General features: G+C 37.8%; 20 protein-coding genes. 15 read left to right on the top strand and 5 right to left on the bottom strand.

Annotated elements, in window-relative coordinates:
* Positions 1-2: 2 nt before the first annotated feature.
* The 12 genes from EBF12_RS02890 (at position 3) to EBF12_RS02840 (ending at position 14,398) form a co-directional block, all read left to right on the top strand.
* Positions 3-953 carry a hypothetical protein gene (locus EBF12_RS02890; RefSeq protein ID WP_157979040.1) on the top strand — a complete coding sequence of 317 codons (951 nt, stop codon included), beginning with the start codon at positions 3-5 and terminating at the stop codon, positions 951-953.
* A 175-nt stretch (positions 954-1,128) separates the two neighbouring features.
* Entirely contained in the window at positions 1,129-2,583 is a 1,455-nt protein-coding gene (locus EBF12_RS02885; RefSeq protein ID WP_121726325.1) for a UvrD-helicase domain-containing protein, read from the top strand.
* A gap of 23 nt (positions 2,584-2,606) precedes the next feature.
* The gene (locus tag EBF12_RS11035; protein ID WP_157979039.1) at positions 2,607-2,780 is read left to right on the top strand and encodes a hypothetical protein; all 174 of its coding nucleotides are present in this window, start codon (positions 2,607-2,609) and stop codon (positions 2,778-2,780) included.
* Positions 2,780-4,450, top strand: coding sequence for a TraB/VirB10 family protein (locus tag EBF12_RS02880; protein ID WP_121726324.1), 1,671 nt, complete (start codon positions 2,780-2,782; stop codon positions 4,448-4,450). Before EBF12_RS11035 ends, EBF12_RS02880 begins: the two co-directional genes overlap by 1 nt.
* On the top strand, positions 4,398-4,652 hold the full coding sequence (locus tag EBF12_RS02875; RefSeq protein WP_138129061.1) for a hypothetical protein: 255 nt from the start codon (positions 4,398-4,400) through the stop codon (positions 4,650-4,652). Before EBF12_RS02880 ends, EBF12_RS02875 begins: the two co-directional genes overlap by 53 nt.
* The gene (locus EBF12_RS02870) at positions 4,637-5,137 is read left to right on the top strand and encodes a hypothetical protein (RefSeq protein ID WP_034586270.1); all 501 of its coding nucleotides are present in this window, start codon (positions 4,637-4,639) and stop codon (positions 5,135-5,137) included. Before EBF12_RS02875 ends, EBF12_RS02870 begins: the two co-directional genes overlap by 16 nt.
* A gap of 10 nt (positions 5,138-5,147) precedes the next feature.
* Entirely contained in the window at positions 5,148-5,720 is a 573-nt protein-coding gene (locus tag EBF12_RS02865) for a hypothetical protein (protein WP_121726323.1), read from the top strand.
* Between the two features lie 14 nt (positions 5,721-5,734).
* Positions 5,735-9,328 carry a TraG/VirB4 family ATPase gene (locus tag EBF12_RS02860; RefSeq protein ID WP_121726322.1) on the top strand — a complete coding sequence of 1,198 codons (3,594 nt, stop codon included), beginning with the start codon at positions 5,735-5,737 and terminating at the stop codon, positions 9,326-9,328.
* Positions 9,328-11,118: a type IV secretory system conjugative DNA transfer family protein gene (locus tag EBF12_RS02855; protein ID WP_121726321.1), complete on the top strand. Its 1,791-nt coding sequence runs from the start codon at positions 9,328-9,330 to the stop codon at positions 11,116-11,118. The genes EBF12_RS02860 and EBF12_RS02855 overlap by 1 nt, the downstream gene beginning before the upstream one ends.
* Positions 11,119-12,411: an AAA family ATPase gene (locus tag EBF12_RS02850; protein ID WP_121726320.1), complete on the top strand. Its 1,293-nt coding sequence runs from the start codon at positions 11,119-11,121 to the stop codon at positions 12,409-12,411.
* A gap of 2 nt (positions 12,412-12,413) precedes the next feature.
* On the top strand, positions 12,414-13,586 hold the full coding sequence (locus EBF12_RS02845; RefSeq protein WP_121726319.1) for a hypothetical protein: 1,173 nt from the start codon (positions 12,414-12,416) through the stop codon (positions 13,584-13,586).
* On the top strand, positions 13,583-14,398 hold the full coding sequence (locus tag EBF12_RS02840; protein ID WP_121726318.1) for a conjugal transfer protein TraH: 816 nt from the start codon (positions 13,583-13,585) through the stop codon (positions 14,396-14,398). The genes EBF12_RS02845 and EBF12_RS02840 overlap by 4 nt, the downstream gene beginning before the upstream one ends.
* On the opposite strand, the gene EBF12_RS02835 is transcribed toward EBF12_RS02840, so the two are convergent.
* Genes EBF12_RS02835 through EBF12_RS02815 form a run of 5 tightly spaced genes read right to left on the bottom strand, consistent with a single transcriptional unit; the run spans position 14,323 to position 17,091 of the window.
* Positions 14,323-14,751: a hypothetical protein gene (locus EBF12_RS02835; protein WP_121726317.1), complete on the bottom strand. Its 429-nt coding sequence runs from the start codon at positions 14,749-14,751 to the stop codon at positions 14,323-14,325. The two genes, EBF12_RS02840 and EBF12_RS02835, sit on opposite strands and share 76 nt — an antisense overlap.
* Complete coding sequence (locus EBF12_RS02830; protein ID WP_121726316.1) at positions 14,748-15,395, bottom strand: hypothetical protein; 648 nt, start codon at positions 15,393-15,395, stop codon at positions 14,748-14,750. Before EBF12_RS02830 ends, EBF12_RS02835 begins: the two co-directional genes overlap by 4 nt.
* Positions 15,395-16,027: a lysozyme family protein gene (locus EBF12_RS02825; protein ID WP_034588200.1), complete on the bottom strand. Its 633-nt coding sequence runs from the start codon at positions 16,025-16,027 to the stop codon at positions 15,395-15,397. The genes EBF12_RS02830 and EBF12_RS02825 overlap by 1 nt, the downstream gene beginning before the upstream one ends.
* Positions 16,028-16,699 carry a hypothetical protein gene (locus EBF12_RS02820; protein WP_121726315.1) on the bottom strand — a complete coding sequence of 224 codons (672 nt, stop codon included), beginning with the start codon at positions 16,697-16,699 and terminating at the stop codon, positions 16,028-16,030.
* A complete protein-coding gene (locus EBF12_RS02815) occupies positions 16,699-17,091 on the bottom strand; it encodes a hypothetical protein (RefSeq protein WP_157979038.1) in 393 nt (130 codons plus the stop codon). Before EBF12_RS02815 ends, EBF12_RS02820 begins: the two co-directional genes overlap by 1 nt.
* Before the next feature lie 140 nt (positions 17,092-17,231).
* Here EBF12_RS02815 and EBF12_RS02810 point away from each other — a divergent pair, with 140 nt between their 5' ends.
* The 3 genes from EBF12_RS02810 to EBF12_RS02800 are packed head-to-tail and all read left to right on the top strand — an operon-like array spanning position 17,232 to position 19,431.
* Positions 17,232-17,840: a hypothetical protein gene (locus EBF12_RS02810; RefSeq protein WP_121726313.1), complete on the top strand. Its 609-nt coding sequence runs from the start codon at positions 17,232-17,234 to the stop codon at positions 17,838-17,840.
* Entirely contained in the window at positions 17,837-18,874 is a 1,038-nt protein-coding gene (locus tag EBF12_RS02805; protein WP_121726312.1) for a TraU family protein, read from the top strand. The genes EBF12_RS02810 and EBF12_RS02805 overlap by 4 nt, the downstream gene beginning before the upstream one ends.
* Positions 18,868-19,431 carry a TrbC family F-type conjugative pilus assembly protein gene (locus EBF12_RS02800; protein ID WP_157979037.1) on the top strand — a complete coding sequence of 188 codons (564 nt, stop codon included), beginning with the start codon at positions 18,868-18,870 and terminating at the stop codon, positions 19,429-19,431. The genes EBF12_RS02805 and EBF12_RS02800 overlap by 7 nt, the downstream gene beginning before the upstream one ends.
* The last annotated feature ends 4 nt before the right edge of the window (positions 19,432-19,435 follow it).

Genomic DNA, 19,435 nt, shown 5'->3' with positions numbered 1-19,435 from the left:
ATATGCAAAATGGACATTATGCAGGTTCTATGCCTGAAGGTCAAGGTGGAACCTCGTCATACGAGCAAGCCATTCAAAACGAAATTAATGCAGGTATGCAACAACAAATGCAACAATCTCAACAAAACTATTTTAACAATGGCTTTTCTAATGCTGCGTATCCTGATGAGCCTAGAGCTTATAAAAAAAGAAGTTCAAGCTCTATAAAAAGTATCGCTATAGTTATGACTCTTTCACTGGGCATAGGATTTGTTGGCGGATTAATTATAGCTCCTAAATTTGGCTTAAACCCGGATGTTGCACAAGAAGTTGAAGCTACCCTCGCAGCAGAAAAAGATAAGATGCAAAAGCAACTTCAAGGCGTGCAAACACTAGGAGCACAACTTAATGCGTGGCAGCTTGCTTTCTCTAAAGACGAAGCATTAAGTGTCCTCGATTCCAAGATTAACAAGCTTAATCAAAACATCAATCAAGCTAAGGCTAATGTCGGAACAGATAGCTCAATTAAGGCGTTAAATCCTAAGCTGTATAGTGAATTGCTTCAAGCCATAGAGGAAGATGGGCAACGCCAATATGCTACACTTAAACAAGCCAGAGATATACTTGCAGGTTCTGTTATGTCTGCTGCTCAAGGACAAGCTGGTGATGATTCAGCCTCACAAGCCCAACCCCAAGCTCAAACTCCAGCTCATCAAGATATAGCAAGTATGCAGCCACAAGTCCAGCCTGAGATGCAACAACAACCACAAGCTCAGACACAACAGCTTCCACAACCACAGGCTCAAGTTGTTGAGGAGAATATGCTAGAAAATGATATTTTTTCAACACCAAGCATTGCAGAGCAAGGGGGAGAGATGAGCCCACAAGCTCCGGCTACACAAAATATGCAACAACCACAACAATCTCCAGCCCCTCAGGCAGAAAATAAGGAAGAAGATGAGCTTCCATTCTAAGCCTATAAACTAAGCCTACGGGCTTGGTTTAGCTTTTTGAAATGTGATTTTTTCAAAAAAAAAGTAAAAATAATCCACACACAAGGGTATTTGAACCAGTTTCAACGGTTAAAATCATTGTTTGTCAAATTTCAAAAAGCCAAGCAACAAAAAAAGAACATGTTATGGAGATTAAGTGAATTTAACAGAGGAGCAAAAAGAGATTGTTGAGAGCCAAAGCCAAATCACGCTTGTGAATGCCTATGCTGGAACAGGCAAAACCTCAACCCTAGTGGAGTATTGCAAAAAGAGAGCAGAATCTAAAATCTTGTATCTAGCATACAATTCATCTATGGCTAAGGAAGCAACAAAGAAATTCAGCTCTCTTGAGAATGTAAATTGTGTAACCATACATTCCCTTGCCCTGCGTTCTCTCAAAGAAAAGATACATCCATACAGGAGCAGACTTTCTAATAGTAGTCTAACTCCAAAGGATCTTTTTGTGTATTTTGAGGGGAACAAGTATCAGGGTATCTTTGCCAATATGCTAATGAAGCTTTTTAGGAAGTTTATCAACTCAAACATGACAATAGAAGAAGCCCTAGCGAGCTGTAACAGCGATGAAAAGCAAATATCCTTTTTGTTACCTAAGTTGTGGAGTGACATTCTCACTGATGATGATCTCCCGTTTGAACATGATTTCTATCTTAAAATGTATCAGCTTGATTCTCCAGATTTGAGCGAATACGAGTATATTCTTGTTGATGAGGCACAAGATTTAAACCCGGTTATGTTTGATATAGTATCCACGCAAAAAAGCAAACAGGTCTATATAGGGGACACATATCAAAAAATCTATGGTTTTAGAGAGTGCATCAACGCTCTTGATATGCTAAAAGACCATAAAGATGCAAGAATTTTTTACCTCACACGAACATTTCGTTGCCCCAACTACATTGTGGATCGTGCAAACCCATTTTTGTATTTATTAGGAGCTAGTAAGCCCCTTGTAGGACAAGATGTGGAGTTCGATGAGAATTTGTTACCAAAAAGTGGAAACAAGCAATGTATAATCTGCAGGACAAATGCGAAAGTATTTGACTATGTCGTATCTAATCCAGAGATAAAATTTCATTTTATCGGAGGAATCAAAGGGTATAATTTTTCAGATATACTAGATATTGCCTTGTTGCATTCAAGAAATCTAGAGACTAGAAAGTTTATCAGAAACAACTTCTATTCAAAATTTCAAGATGCAAAAGAATTAAGGGAATATATCAAAGAATGTTCTGATGTGGAAGCAAAAACAAGATTGATGATTTTCTACAAGTATGCAAAAACACAAAATCTCTTTGCTGTTGTGAGGGACATAAAACATTATCCCATTAAAGATGCTGATTGTATTATTACTTCAGCTCATAAAAGCAAAGGTTTAGAGTGGGATTTTGTGCAAATAGAAAATGATTTTATTGATTTGTTGAAGATTATGGACGATCATAAAGGCTGTCCATTTGAAGTTCCTAGAGAAGAGCTTAATCTTTTATATGTTGCCCTTACAAGAGCCAAGAAGAAAATGGAGCTACCAGAGCAATATGCCTTTGATTTTCAACAAATTAGAGATATTGAAGAGAAAATATCCCTAATTGAGTAGCACACCAGAGGAAAGGAGTAGGAATGAATACGCTAAAAAAACAGCTTATCATTGCAGTTGTGGCATTTGCATTAAGCATTATCTTTGTGATAGTATTTGATACAAGAGGCACTGAAAAAGAATATATGCAGGCAAGTCAAGCAATACAAGAGCAGCCTAACATAGCAGCACCAGTGGTAGCACCCAAGGAGAAGTAATGCAAGAAGAAAACAATAAAAAGCCTAGTTTCTTCGCCATTATCAAAGACAGATTAAGTGCAAAAACAAACTCTGCTTTTGATGATATGGATTCAAGAGACAAGATTAAGGAACGCTACAAACAAATAAGAAACAAAAAGATAGGTATCTTTGTAGTTGCTGTAATTGTGGTTTTTATCATAATTGTTATTATGCGAGCAATGACACTTTATAGCGAAAGCCAACAAGAATATGCCAAGAAAGAAGAAAGGCAGACCGTTGATATTAAGGTTGATAACTTTGCAATATGGCAGCAACAAACAGAACAACAAATGAAAAATATGAAAGAAACCAACAGCCAAAAATTTCAAGAGATTTCTGATGCCATAGAAGGCTTAAAGCAAGATGGCATTAAAGAGCTAGGCAATATTCTTAAAAAAGGGCTTGATAATATGAGCTCTAGAATCAAATCTCTTGATGAGCGTGTTGAGAATGTGGATAGATACACGCAAAAAAAGAGCAAGGACTTAGAAGAAAAAGTGGCTAGACAAGACAGCTCGTTTGAAAAGTTTAAAGATGAAATCTTGAGTATGCTTGGTAAAAACACCGAAGAAACTAAAAAGAAATTTGAAGAGCTTCAAGCAAAGCAGGGAGAGCTTTTTGACGAGGCAAATAAAAAATCAGATTTAGTTTTAGAGGAAGCCAAAAAGAAGAGCGAAATCCCGCCTACTGAGACAGATGGCGACAAAGACAAAAAAGATACGACAAAAAAGGTTACAGGAAATGATGTAGTAGGCTTTCCCGGAGAAGACACGCAAGATTTAGAAGAGGTTGAAAATGATTCCCCAGAAAACAAGATTCTTGTAACAAAAAAATTAAAGCTCAATATTACTCAAAAAGAACCTGATCCAGATGATGAGTATCCAGATCCAAATGAGCCAAAAGAACTGACCTTTGATATTGCTCTAGGACTAAGCAGAGCCATTATGCTTAATGGTGTTGATGCGAGTATTTTAGGTATGGGAAGGCAAGAAGATGTCCCTGTAATGTTTTCCATTATGAGTAAAATGAGTATTGCTAATGGAGAATACACCAATACAAAAGATTGTCTTGTATTAGGAAGTGCAGTGGGGCAAATGACAGTGCAAAAAGCACAAATCAGGCTTGATAAAATCTCTTGTATCTTTACCAACAAAGAAGGAGATAAATTTATTGCCGAAGGACAAGTCCAAGGTTGGGCTTCAGATGAGAATGGACAGCTTGGCGTGCAAGGCGTGCTTATCACACAAGAAGGCAAGGTTTTAAGAGCCTCTCTTCCTTTGGCAGCCGTTCAAACAGCACTTGATTATGTTACAAGAAGCGCTACAAATGTTGTGCTTCCAACAACAGGAACGCCAACTGGCTATCAAAACCTGAATGCTTCATTTGGAACGGGTGGTAGCAACGCAGCTTCCCAAACTCTAGGAAGACTTATTCAGATTTATGAAAAATACCTTCAAAACCTTAACCCAGTCATCAATGTAAGAGGTGGGAGAGAGGTTACCCTTATGTTTAAGGGCGGAGAAAAGATAGCTCTTGTTCCGTATAAGGGGCAAGGTATAGCAGGCATCGATTCTAGCGATGATGAAGGAATGGGTGATGATAAATACAATTACCAAGAAACCAACAATGCGTTTATGGAGGACTTTTAATATGTGGAAAATGGCTTTGATTTTAGGATTTGAAATGCTTGTTTTAAGTGCTTGCTCTATAGGTGCAAGCAAGGGGTATTGTGAAAAGAATGGCTGTAACTATAGAGAAGCTGGTGTTTGTAAGCCAACATTTGAGGTTCTCTCTAATAGGGAGGAAACCATAGAAAGAACTTATAAAGGAATCGCATGCAAAAACAACTAATTATACTCTTAAGCGCATCTATCTTGCTCTTTACAGGCTGTGGGAGCAAGATTATTTATGAAACAGCGGTTGTAGATCAACAGGCTTATCAATCACGCTTTAAGCCCATTATAGGAAGTAGAAACAATACCGCAAGGACAATTATTGACTTTGGTGTTGTGGCAACAATTTGGGTAGCACCCTACAAAGATCAGTATGGCACACTTATAGCAGGACACGATATTTATGTATGGCTAGAACGCCCAGACTTTATCCCGGGAAGCTCAGTGCCAACGGTTAATGGAAGCAATAGAGGTATTCCTACACAGCTAGGTAAGCTACCATTTAGCATCTCGCCAGAAGAGATAGACAGGGCTGACTTGAGCGATGATGAAAATATCGGTAAATTCATCAATGAAAGCTACAAGAATACAGACGGGAGCGTTATGGCTAAGATTCTTAAGGAAAATGAAGAAGAAGAATCTAAAAACAACAAGAAAAAATAAGGAGCATTAAATGAAAAGAATAGCACTCATCACAACAGCTTTGGCTTTAAGCCTTCAAGTAGGCTTTGCATCTCCGCAGAACATTGCGACCATTTCAGATCTAAAAGAGGTTATACAAATCCTTCTTAAGCACAAGAAAAGAGCAGAGGATAGGCTTTTGCTTATTGAAAAAAAGCTTGGCATTACTAATGAGTTTCATAAAGAAGGTGCAGGTGGAGATACAGCCATAGATGCGGGAGCAGCTTCAGGGGAAAGTGTTTCTTCTAATGAAGTAGAAAAGCTAAGAAGTGAAATTACTGATTTGCAAGCTGCAATCAAAGCCCTTGATCCTGATGCAAACATTACAGGCAATGATGATTTAAAATCAAAAACCTATGTCAATCAAAAGCAATTTGAAGAGTTTCAAAAATTTGTCAAAGACGAGCTTAAATCCATAAAAGACATCACTGATAGGGCTAATGCTCTTATGGCAAATGGTGGCTTAGGAAACACTGGTTCGAATGAAATTTGGGAAAGACTTAAAAAACTAGAGGCACAAATGAAAAAATGTCAATGTGGATTGCCAGAGAGCGAAATCAAGTAAGAAGGGGAAGATAAATGTTCTATTTAGTTCTCATTGTCGCTATTGTTGCTTTATTCTTTTATGTTAAACAACCAAAACGACTACAAAAGATTATGCCTTATCTCAAGCAGTTTTGGGACTGGCTTTTACCAGATGAATGGCACGAGCAACAAGGTGGCTTAACAAAAAGCGTTATTAAGGCGCTCAACGACACGAGCACCTTGTCTAAAATGATACTCCTTCATTCTTACGAGCAAAAAAGTGATGATTTTGGAATTTATAATCTTTGCACTGGGAGAAGGGCTATAGGCTTCAAAATTACACCTCCTCCACATGTAGGAGATAGCACAATCAAGCTTATCAAATCTGCTTTTAAAACCATTGATATAAAAAATGTTGCCGTGCAAATAAGCACCTATGCTTCTGATAATATCAGTGAATATCTTGAGGCTATTGAAGCTAATACCCAAGAAGACATTAATGTCCTAAATGCTTCTAGCCTAAAAATGATGCGTGATGATAGAATCCAAAAGATGAAAAAATGGGCGAAAAGCTCAATGCTTGATAATGGTGCTGATTTTAGAGCAAGAAACCTTATTTCTTTTATGACGGTGATTTTCCCTAAAGACACTTCAATCGCTAAAATAAGAAGTATTTATGGGCAAATCCAAGGGGTTTTAACAGATTTAAGCCCAGAGCCTTTAAGCCCAAAACTTGTAGTATCTCTTTATGGCGAAATTTTTAAAGAGGACTTCAAACTTAAAGATTATGATCCACACCAAAGAATGAATGTCCAGCTTGTTAAAGGGGCTAGAGTAAGGGTAAATAACGAAAATAGTATTATCCACATAGGCGAAAAGACTTATGCTAAAGTGCTGACAACAGACAAGTTTCCAAAGCATACCACACCCCTTGATGTGCAAAATGCTTTCTTTGACTTAGAAGGGGAATTTCAAAACCCGCTTCCTTGCAGATTTTTAACAACACTTACCGTGCATATTGATGACCCTGATAGACTAAAAGAAAAAATACTTAAAAGAGCAAGAGCTAATGTATCAGCAGAGAAAAAGATACCTGATGGCACTTATGCACTTATGCCAAAAATCAAAAAGACTATGCAGGAATCCCACAATATTATCCAATACATTGATGAGGATAAAGAGCCAATTTATGAAGGTATGTATTCACTGACTATCTTTGAAAATTCTCCTGAAAAGCTAGATAATGCTATAGGGCGTATTAAGACAAAATTTGCCTCTATTGATTTTGGAGGTTGGGAAATCGCACAAGAAGACTATGGCATTGTTGCTTTGCAGGTTTTATTGTGGAGTATGCCTTTTCAATTTGATTTGGAAACAAAGAATTATCTTAACCGATACAACCTTATGTTCTCAAGCAATATTTCAGCCATTGTTCCACTCATAGGAAGCTTTAAGGGTATAGGCTCTCCTATTTTGCGTTTCTTAGGCAGAAGCGGACAAGTAGTTGGACTTGATTTATGGGCATCAGATTCTAACTACAATGCTTGTATTATCGGTCCTTCAGGAACTGGGAAATCATTCCTTTCAAACTCTATTCAAGCCTCTAACGCACAAGCAGGCGTAAGAAGTATGATTTTTGATATAGGTAAGAGCTATAAGCCATTGTGCGATGAAATAGGCGGTGAATTTATCCACTTCTCCAAAGAAAATTCTGATGGGAGTGCTAATGCCAAATGTCTTAATTTCTTTACAAACATCGTTACCGAAAAAGTGCATATAGAAGGATTTGAGGGACAAAGTATTCAAGCCATTTATGAGGTATTCCCTTTGGCAGAGCTTGCTGTAAATGGCTATGTAGAGATGATAGAAGAAGATGCCTTCTCATCTATGGTTATCATTGTAGGTGCAATGTGTGGTAGAGATTTAAGTATGAAAGATGATGTCGCCAAAGAAAGCTCTGAAGCCCAAATGGCAGCCCTCATAGAAGGAGCCATTCAAGTAGCATTTTATCGTAGAGGTAGAGACGCAGGTATGCGTGATGTTGGTGAAGCTCTTAAAGGATTTGCCAAAGAGGCTGAGGTAAGAAGACACGATAGGATTGTGGATCTTATCCAAGATATGATTCTTGCCCTTGAACCTTATATTACAGAGGGCGGTAAGTTTTACACATATTACAATGGGGCTTATAACATCAATGTCAAAAATGACTTTTGTGTGATTGAGCTAGAAGAGCTCGCTCCAAAGGGCGTGTTGTATTTTATCGTCTTTATGAGTATGCTAGAGAGAGCCGCACAGGAAATGTTCTTAGATTCTGCAAGCAATGGTAAAGGGCAAAGAAAATCAGTTATCATTGATGAGGCTGCTCCTGTTCTAGCTAACTTTATGTTTGCAAAATACCTCGATGACTTTGCAAGGCGTGTAAGAAAGTATAATGGCTCACTCACGGTCATTACACAAAACCCTGCAGACTTTTTGCATAATGTCAATTCAAAGGCTGTATGGGTGAATACAACCCATAAGTTTATTCTAGAGCTTAATGCTTCTAAGGTTGAGCAAAACTTTGCTGAAAATGGCTTATTCTTTGGGTATGGAGATTTTAGAAAAAAACAAATGACTTCAGTTAAAAACAGAGCTCCGCACTATTCTGAGGTTATGTATATCTACAACGATAAGGTTTCCGAAGTGCTTTTATTGAAAGCAACCCCACAGGAAGCGGCAATGTTTACAACCAATCCAAAAGACAAAAATCTCAAGCTTGAGTTCCAAAAAGAGTTTGGTTTAACCCCTCAAGAAGCCACTAAAATGCTAGGTTTCCATAAAGAAGGGCTTGATAAGGCAACAATGCTTGCAAGGCTTAAGGAAGGTGATAGAAGCTCCACGGTCAAATACTGGATGGAGAAAATTAGGAATGCTATCAACCAAGACTTAGTAGAGCCACAATCTCAAATGATTATTGATGATAGTGGAACACCAGCATTTTATGAAGTGCATCTTTACATTAGAGATGCTAGGACAAACGAACTTTATGGTTTTAAAGACTTTGGAGAAGTGGCACTAGAGCAAGATATGATGCCTCTTCTTGCTAGAAAATGTATCCAAAAAGCGTTAGACTTCTATTCTAAAAAGAATTTTGTATTCTCAATAAATGTGATGATTGAAGAGATTAGCCACGAACATCTTAAAAATCTTATCAGCATTCTAGGCGATTACGCACACAATGTGATTCTTGAAATTCCAGCTTCTGCTTTTGAAAGCAGGGAAGACAAAGAGCGTTCTGTGCATTTTTGTAATAAGGCAAGAGAAGCAGGTTTTATGATAGCTATAGATCACTTGAATTTTGACAACTTTACGCCCGGTCTTGTTAAGGCTATTGAACCCACGGTGCTTAAAATAGATGGAGAGCTTATTATGGCGGCTCAAAATGACAACGATAAGCTTATGGAGCTTAAAGCTATGTCGCCTATAGCCAAAGCTTTAAATATCAATATTCTTGCAGCCCACATAGAAAATAGAAGCCTTTTAAATCTAGCGAGAAAGCTTGAGTTTAACTTCTACCAAGGTCGCTTTATTAATGAGCCAAACAATATGTTAGAAAACTTTGCAGGACAAGGTTATCAATTTCAAATGCAAGAAGAGGAGAATTTCTAATGTTTTTTACACCACTGAAAGAAAAAATCATCAATAACGATAAGGAAATCAAAAGTGCAAGGAAAGAGCTTATCACAAAGAAAGATAAAGGACATCTTTCTAGGTGGCAAGAGGACAAGATTAACAAAAAAATCAATTCTCTATTCAACAAGAAGTATGAGCTTGAAACAAAGTTTATCAACAAGAACATCAAGGACGGCTTGTATTTGGGTATAGGCATTAATCTTGAGACATTTGATAAACACACCATTGTCTTGCCTTGGAGAGACTTTATAAACCACGCGATTGTTTATGGGACAACTCGTATGGGTAAAACAAAGCTTATGCTTAATATCATACGACAGAACCTTCTCCATGGAGATAATGTTATTATTAACGACCCAAAAGGTGGTATAGATCAAGAAATTTTAAATCAAGTAGTGAATTTTCTAAGAGAAGCTGGCAGAGAAACAGATTTGATTTATATAAATCCAGTGTTTCCTAATGCGACAGAATATTTTAATCCTATCTATGGACTAGGTGATGATGATATTGCCAACCTTGTTGCCACTATCCTTTATCCAAACACACAGGGTGACAATGCCTTTTATTCTGGCTATACCTTTACTATTCTAAAAACCATACTCTATTCGCTGAACTTCCTTGAAAAAGCAATGGATCCAACAGGGGAAGGTGTGGCAAAAAAAGAAAGATATGAGCAAGAAAAATATATTAAGATTAAGCACTTGCGAGGCAAAGAGCTTTTAAGCTTTGATGTTGAAAATAGCATAGCTAACCCTGATGTGGCTGAACGATTTTCAGCAGATATGTCCTATGTGGAGCTTGGCAAACAAAATATGTTTAACCGCACACTTGTTACTTTTAAAGACTTGCTCCATTATTGTTTGCACGAAAACCTTTCAGCACTTAAAGGCACGGTTGAAAGCACGATCGCTGGAACACCTGAGCTATCTCTAATGAAAACTGAAGCTATGATGCTTTTACAGACGGTCTTTGAGATACCAAAAGAATACCACTCAAAAATCTCAGTTTCGCTTGTGAATTTCTTGTCCGATGTGGCAAATGGATTCTTGGGCTCAATGTTCTGCACGGTGCGTATTAACCCACTTCTTTCAAGGCTTGCGAACTCTGAAAGGGGGTTTGCTATTCTTATGCACCCTTCACCCTTGAGATTTAAAAAGGTGGCTGACAATGTCAATAAAATCTTTATGAAGATGCTTGAATCTGTCTATGCTACAACTTCAGTTACAGGGCGTGAAATCAACAAAAGAAGACTCTATGTGCATTTAGATGAAGGGGAAAGCTCATTGTATCAAGGGATAGAAGCTGTGCTCAATAAAATGGCAGGTTTGGGTATGACACTCTTTATTTATACGCAATCTCTTGCAGACTTAGAAGCAAGGCTAGGCACAACCTTAGCTAAGGTATCTCAAGATTCTCTTAATACATATTTTGTCTTTAAGATGAACGAAACAGATTCTATTAGAAAGATACACGATATGTTTGGGGAAACTTCAGTTACTAACACCAATATCGTGCATGGAGGGGGAGAAGCTCGCATTAACTTCTCTTCTAACACACAAAGTATTCTATCAAGCAAGTCTATCTCCAACCTAAGACCAGCGGAAGGTTTTTTGAAGAACCTTCATAGAAGGTATCAAATCTCATTTGCTTATGTGCCAGACTTAGATCCAAGTGAAGGCTTGATTGTTATGGATGAGGTAGATACAGAGAGAATGTTCGCACGATTGCTAGATCTCAACAAGAAAATCCAAGTGCAAGGGTTCTAAATGTTTAAGGAAAAGGTAGCCAATGTCATCAAAGTATTAGAGGGTAAGCTCATTGAAAGAGAAGAGCTTATACGCCTCACTATGCTCTGCATCTTTGCAAGACATCACATGTTTCTTATAGGGAAGCCCGGTGTTGGAAAAACCTATGCGATTCAAACTATCAGCAAAACAATAAGTGATGCAACTTATTGGGAAATTCTTATGACAAAAGAAACGCAAGAAAAGCAGCTTGTGGGAACAGAGGATACCCCCAAAGAACAAACGCTTCTTGTGCATCCTTTTATATTCTTTGATGAAATGTTTAAAGCAACAGATGAGTTGCTTGTAGCCTTGCTTGCACTTTTAAATGAAAGAAGATGGACTATAGGGGGTAAAGGTATTCCTGTGCCACTTAATTCTTTGTTCTCAGCATCAAACGAATTGCCATTTGGCGAAAAGATTGAGCCTTTTTCAGACAGAATTTTAGTGTGGTATGAGGTTCAGCGTATCCAAGAAGAATCTAATATGAAAAACTATGTGCGCGGTGTCTTTGATAGAACAAAGACTATGGGCGAAACATTCACAATGGCTGACATACAAAAAGCCCAAGAAATGGCAGAAGAAGTTGAAATAGGCGAAGAGATTGTGGATTGCTATTTGAGATTAAAATCAGAAATCAGCAGAAATAACATTAAGGCGAGTGACAGAAAGTTTGGACCTGATTTTATCGTAAGAGCTTTGCGTGTAAGTGCTGTGCTTAATGATAGAAAACATTTGGACTATTCTGATTTGCTTTTGCTGAAGCACATGAGCTGGACGGATTATAATGAGCGAAACAGATTGTTTGGAGTTGTAACAAGAGTAATTTTTGGAGATGAAAATGCTATAAGGGCTAGGCTGCTAGAGATTGAACGATTCTACAAGGAGGCTTTTTCTCGTTGGGATGCGAAATGCTTTAAATTCATTCAGTTTCAAATCACTTACTCCCATAGTATTTACAATGATAATATACAATATTGTCTTGCTTTTCAGCAAGAAGCACAGCAAGCTTTTGATGCCTTGCAATCTATTATAAACCTGTATGAACACTCTAATAAAGTATTAGAGCAAGTTGAAAACAATATTCTGTTATGGGATGTAAAAAATATTCCTTTCACGCCAGACTTATTGTCTTTAATGGATAAGCTGTTCGCAGAGATAGATTTTGGACTAAAGAAAATTAATCAGTTTGTAGAGAATTATGGCGATGCCTATGCGTATCAAGAAGCCCTCTATAATAAATTGTCAGACAATACACCAAAGGAAAAGGATTAACTATGCCTAAAAAAATACTTTGTGTGAGTTTATCCCTGTGTGCAATTTTGTATGCAGCACCTACAAGTGTGCCTACACAAATGCAACAGCAAGGGCAAAAATCACAACAACAAGAATATGGAAGGGGTTGGTTAAAATATGATGATGAATCAAAGCAACCACAAAACCAACCTCAACAAATAAACCCAAAAGCAACTGAAAAAGATTTACTTATAGCAATATTGCAAGAACAAAAAATAGCCAATAGAATACAGATGGAAATGCTAGAGATAATGAAAGTCGTGCATGATTTACCGCGAATGGTTGAGGTTAATGGCAAAAAATGCCTGTCTAATTCATCAGAAGATTGTTTTGTGATGCCAATCATCGGCGATGGTGCAAGAATCCCTGTTATGAGAAAATGGCTTGAGAATCCAACGGTAGAAAACGCCCTTGCATATTACAAATGGCAATCAAAATATCTAAATCACTCGCTCAATGCCGGGTATTCGCTTGAAATGGCAGCCAAAAATACACGCTATCCATTTGCTGGGACACCTAGACACCTTAATAAAATAACAGGTGAGGCACATGATCAACGAGAAGAGATGACTAAAGATATTCTTAAAAAACATTCTACAAAAATGGAAATTGCCATCCTTATGGGCAAAAATTATGGCTATGATGTTGAAGATATACAAAGCATTAGGGACATTTATGATGAAATAATCGGAATAGGAGCAAAGGCAAGATTTGTATTTGAAAGTCAAGAAAGTCTCAATCGCTTCAATGAATTTCACAAAAACGCTATCAATTTAGATGCTGCAAAACTTTGGGAAAGTATTCCAGACACACAAAAAGTCATATCTCCAAATACTTTTAAAGACACTAAAATTGACACATATATGACACCTATGTATATCTTTAGGTATCTTGATATAAAGAATAACAAAAGCTTTAATCAGGTTGTCGGAATTGGAAGGGATAATAAGGACACTGTAATTAAATCAATTACTAGAAGCATGATACTTTTTGGGGTTATCAAGCCAGAAGAGTTGGCTGGAACACATGCTCAAAAATATCAAACAGACTATTTGCTTAGGCAAATCGATGATCGCAGCTTCCTTAATGATGAGGAAGAAAAGAAAAGAGCGCCCGCAATGAAAGAATTATTGAAAAAGGAGAGACAACAATGAAAAGACATTCTATATCTTTAGCTTTAGCGCTTTGCTTGTTTGGAAGCACGGCTGAAGCAGGTTTTATCGATGCTTTTAAAAAGGGGTGGGGTAATAGCCCTATTGGGCAGGCAAGTGATATAGGTAGCCTTGGTGCAAATTTTTCAAACATTACTAGCCCACAGTCCATAGATGGCACTTATTATGGTGGCAGTATCGAGTTTAAGGTGGATGCCAATTCTGCAGTGTTTCAACCTTGGGCAGATTTCAAGGAGCCTTCAGTGAAGGCGACATGCGGTAGTTTTACACTTGACGGCGGGTTTATTGACTTGTTAGGACTAGAAGACATTGCAGAACAGCTGGGCAATGCTTCCGGTGCCATTGTGTATGGTTTATTTATAGCACTTGTCAATTCTATGCCTAGCATAGAACATGTGTTCTCTGGAATCAAGCGTATGATTCAGCAAATTCAAGGCTTGCTGGCAAATGCTTGTAACATTGGGCAAGGATTGGGCAACAAGGCTTTAAGTACGGTTAAAGTTAGACCCGGATGGGGAATGCAGGGAGCTATAGACAATGCTCAGGCTATATTGAATAAGAGTGCTGATAAAGTGGAGCAGACTATAAAGGATGGGCTTGACAAGGCAACAAGTTCTGGGTTGGAAAAAGACCAAAAGAAAAAAGAGGCTGAAAAAATGTTTGGTAGCATATTTAAGCTTTATGATTATACGCCTCTTATAGCGACAACTGTTGCGAATCAATGGCAACTTTCAACAAAAGAGTTAGCTTTGTTTTGTTTAGGTTTAGGATTTAGCTCTTGTTGTTGTGCTTGAGCTTGCATTTGTGCTTGTGGTTGCGGTTGAGCTTGTTGTGGTGCAACATTAGCCTGAGCGCTCATTCTAGCGAGCATTTCTTTTCTTGTTTTGATGCCCTGCATAATAATAAACAAAATAGCAATACTTACCAAAGCAACAAGAAATGTTCTTGGGTCAGGTATGCCTATAAAGAGCCCACAAGCAAAATATGTAATTCGCTCTGTAATGCCAAATGTCTTGTGCATAAAGGCTTCTAGTTTTTGCTCTTTATAAGGATCTTCAGGCTGAAATGCCTTTCTTAATATCCAAAGCTGCCATTTTAAGCTAAAGTTAGCCATCTTTTCTTGAAATGTATTTTGAAATGGTTTCATTTTTTCTCCTTTTGTTTTGCCTCATATTTTTCTTTGTAGAACCCATTTTTGTGTATCAACAACTCCTTAGCAATTCGCTTAGAATAATCAGGGTTGTTGGCACATTTTTTCTCTGCGATTCTTAAAATTTTGAGTGCTTGCTTTTCGTTATAGGAAATATCTGCAATTCCTTCAGAAAAATACTTCGCACTCTCAACATAGCCAAAGCAATTTCCATCTTTTGCTAAGGCAGCCACATTATTGAAGTATTCAAGCTGTCCCTTAAGGTTGTAGGTATCTCCATAGTTTTTATGGACATACGCAGCCATAAAACCAGCCGCTTTGTTGCCTTCCTCTATGTAACTTTTCAAAAATGTTTTTCTCACCTTTTCAAAGTCTGGAAAGGCAACTTGCTTACTCACCCTTTTGCCATTTTCCCTGTATGTGAATTTTTCAGGCTTGTGTTTGTCTGTATTGTAATACAAGGACAAAGCTTCTTGATAAAGAGGTGTTTGCGGTATATTTTTGCTCGCGCCATCTGGCAGAGAAGCAATATAGAAGTGCTCAAATCCATAAAGCTTTTTTGGCTTTTGTTTTTGAGGCACACTCGCAAAAAGCCCGCAAACACTTACAATAATAGCTATGGGTATTAATATTTTTTTCATCAAAGCTCCTCGTTGCTTGCAACTCTAACATTCACCTTGAATCTCAAGGTTTTTTCAGCTTTGGGTGAAACCTTGTTTTCTGCGGCGACTTGCTGTTGTTGCTGTTTTGTGTTTTGCTTTTTGGCTACATATTGCTTTAGTCTATTCTGGTAAGCCTCATTATGCTTTTTTGTGCTTGAATGATAGCTAGCCAGACTTTCCCAGCTCCAACCCTTTGTGTTTTTGATTTCAGTAAGAATTTCACACGCTTTTTGTTTGCTTTCTTCTAGCGTGAAATATACGCTGGAATCATATTGAAAAAACATTGGGTTGATTTGGAAAGGACCCAAATCAATATTAGTAACCTTAAGCTGTTTTAATTCATCATAAACAGAAATGCAATTCTCTAAGCTCGTGCAGTCTATTGTTCGCTTATCAAGGGCAAACCATCGCTCGTCTTTTTTGAGCTTATTCATATCGCTGTTTTTATTAAAACTGATGATATATGGGTAGCCAACTTCACGCTTTGGGTGCCCTTCTATGGCTGCAATAGCTGTAAGCACATCAGAGTGAATTTTGCATTTATATTGCGATGAAAAACCCAATGTTACCAAAGAGGCAAGACAAATTCCAATGAGCACTACTTTATTCATTTATTGCCTTAATGCAGCTGTTCGCTTTAGAGAATCTGAGTTCTTGCAGAAATTTACAACACTAGGCTCTGGATTCTCGTGGAAGCAGACTCTATTAAGATAAAAGTTTGCCATTTTTGTATCTTTGAGTTTAAGATAGTTAAAGGCAAGATAAAGCTGTGAAAGAGAATGGTTAGCAATATCACTTCTAATGTTTAATGCCTTGATGCTTTCTAGGATATTATCCGCATCAAAAAGATATATACCTAGCAATATACCATTCAGGCGTGCGACTTCGCGGTATCGAATTTCTTTTGCTTGCTGTGAGCCCCTAGAAAAATAGGTTTGTGGGTTTAATCCTTCGACTTGCTCTAGCATTTCAACAAGCGTTTTGTCTATGTCTTGAGGCTTCTTTTTAATGTTCCAAGCAAACATGCCAAGCTTATAGGCTGCAATAGGATTATAGTCTTTTTTGTAGAGTCTTGCATAAACGCTGAGAGCTCTAGGCAAATCCTGTGGCACTGCCTCTGAACCTGCCTCATAAGTTATTGCCTCAACAATCTCCGCATCACCGCCAACATTTTGACGAATGTCGGAAAATATTTTATCCATTTCCTGCTGAGACACATTCTGAATCTCTTGGGCAAGTCCAAAGACAAAAATACAAGAAAAACAAACAAGCGCTCTTAACATTATTGCCCCTTAGCTTTTGCTTTAGCGCTAGAAGCTTTGTTTCTCATTTCCTTCATGGCTTTATCAGCTGCCTCAAAAGGCGTCTTAAATTCGTGCAACTTCTTTGTTTTACCCATAAGATCATCATATAGACCCTTTAAATATTTCTCAAGGATACTGATAGTTCTTGTCATTTCTTGTGTCGTCATACTGCCTTTTCCTGTAACAAGAGCTACGCCTTCAGTTTTCTGAGCTTGAAGATTTGCCAAGAAATATTGAGCGCAATAATAGGCATTACTTTTTGCTAAAATAAGCTCAAGATCTGCAGCTTGATTCGTAAATTCAGCTCTCTGTTGTGGGTCATAATCCGTATTTTTAGCCATTCCTTCTAGCGTAACAATAGTATTAAGCATATCCATTGCACCGGGAAGGCTATTCAAGGACAAAACCCTGAATATAAAGTTGAAGCTACAAATGCAGGCGACTCACAAAACACACAGCAGGAAGTAAATGCCACAGAGTCGCAGACTCAAGAGCAAGGGAAGGAACAATAATGAAAAAAATCCTTGTCTGTGTTTTTATCTCTTGCGCTTTAGCCCAAGCTGCTTATAAGGACTTGGGAACATTTGGCAATACCTATGATATTGTTGAAAAAGATTTGCTTGATGAGATGAATAAGGCAGCCGCTAAAATTGATACCAATAAGCTAAGGTATAAGGTTTTAGAATCTGTTAAGGCTTCGCTTCAAGGCGAATTGAATTTGCCTTATTGCAAAGAAAACAACATACGAGAGAAAGACATTAGTGCTATAGCACAATATGATATTGACATTCCAGAAGGGGATATTTTTATCCCCAAAGGAACCAAGGCTAGTGATATGGTATCAAAGAAGCTAAAAAATGCAAGTATTTCATACTATATCATTAATCTTGATGCAAAAGAAGAGATAGAGCATTCAAAAACAAAAGGGCTCCCATCAATGGTTTTAGTCGCCAATGGAGATATGAGAGATGAGAGGCTTTCCCATTTTAAAGAAAGATACATTATCAGCGACACATTAGCCAAACAACTTGAAATTAGATGCACACCCAGCATTATTAAAGTCAGTAAAGATACTCTTAGTATCACAGAAATTAAGCTTAAAAGAAAGGAGAAAAAATGAAATATATACTTGCTTTAGCCCTTAGCCTTTCTTTTTTGACAGCAGCACAAGATAGCACTGGAACAGATGGAAGCGATCACGGAAATAACTTTGGAGATCGCACAGGCTCAAATGCTCCTATGATTGATTTTATGAATAGTGCAGACTGGTCTTTTTTCTTAGATAAGCTCAGTATCAGTTTTAAAGTATGCACTTGTCCTAAAGGAGATGGTCCATTACCCGTAGGTTTCGCAGCGACACTTATTGAGCCATTACTTGGATTCTCATCATCAAATCAGCCTATGCACCTTGTAGGCTTGGGTATGGAATTAGATAGCGATGTGCTTTCAAAAAGAGGCACAAGCAGATCTGATTTGTCAGGAGCCGCTGGAGAAGGAGATACTTCTGGATTCCGCCAAGCCAATATTGTAACTTTCCCTATTCTTGCTTTGATAGCCGCTGCCTTGCCAGATATTGTATGTTTTGATAGGAATAGTGAAATCACAGCAAATTATATCAGCGATGTAGATCCACTCTACAATAACGAAATCCTATCAAATTCAACTAATTCAGCCAAACCTACTTCTAGGGCATTTTTCACAAATATGGTGGCTGATATGGCTTGTGTGGCAGACTGCACCTCAGCAACAGCAGGTTATCCGCTTAATTCTTTGTATTTTTGTGATGGTTGTAGGGGAAATATGGGTTCAAGTGATACAGGCTGGACTAGATTAGGCGATCCCATAGAAAACAGCGAAATGATAGCCCTAAGACAAATTGCTTCGCAACATGAAACATTGCGTTTGTTTAAAACAAGTAATGCGAGTATGACATTCACAGGAGGCAATGAGCTTCCAGACACAATGTGTGGAGATAAAATGTTCCCAATGCTTTTAAAATCTCAATACTATATTCAACTTGCCTATGGAAGTGCCAAGCGTTTTGGAGCGATGCGTTTTCACTACGATTTTAAAAGCACTCCAGCGGACAAAGATGCCTTTTTCTTTTGGATATGGAGACAAAGAGACTTCTGTGCAGGAGCAACAAAATGCTAAGATACCTATTACTCACAGCTTGCATTTGTAGTTTTGGATTTGCTCAAGGAAAAACTATACAGGAGATACGAGAGCAATTAATGACACCAAAACAGCTACAAGTCTATAAGGAGAAAAAAGAACTCCTAGCTAAGTCTCAGAAGAAGGTATTTACTATTTTCTATCTTACCTCCTCAAGTATGGGAGCTAAGGCGGCATCTGGCTTTAGCAATTCACTTCAAAAGCTTATTGACAAAAAGGTTCAAGTGCAAGGCTTTGTTGTGCTTAATGGTTTTCCAGATGATTTTAAAACCTATTTGCAAGATGCCATAAAAGAGGCTAAAAACACAGATGCAATCATTAAGATTCATCCACTCATATTCAGAGAATTTAAACTAAAAAGAGTTCCTGCCTACGCATTAGGCTATTGCCATGAAGGCGAAAACTTTGCCTTTAAAGAATGCGAAATTAAATATCTCATCAAGGGCGATATGGCACTCAGCGATGTATTTAGGCGTATAGGGGACATAGATAAGTCTTATACTGATTATTACTTCAAAATGATAGATCCAAACTAAGGAG

The sequence above is a fragment of the Helicobacter labetoulli genome (genome assembly GCF_003670275.1).
GTDB lineage: Bacteria > Campylobacterota > Campylobacteria > Campylobacterales > Helicobacteraceae > Helicobacter_C > Helicobacter_C labetoulli.
The sequence above is the reverse complement of the archived record's forward strand: the minus strand, read 5'-3'. Positions and strand labels throughout refer to the sequence as shown.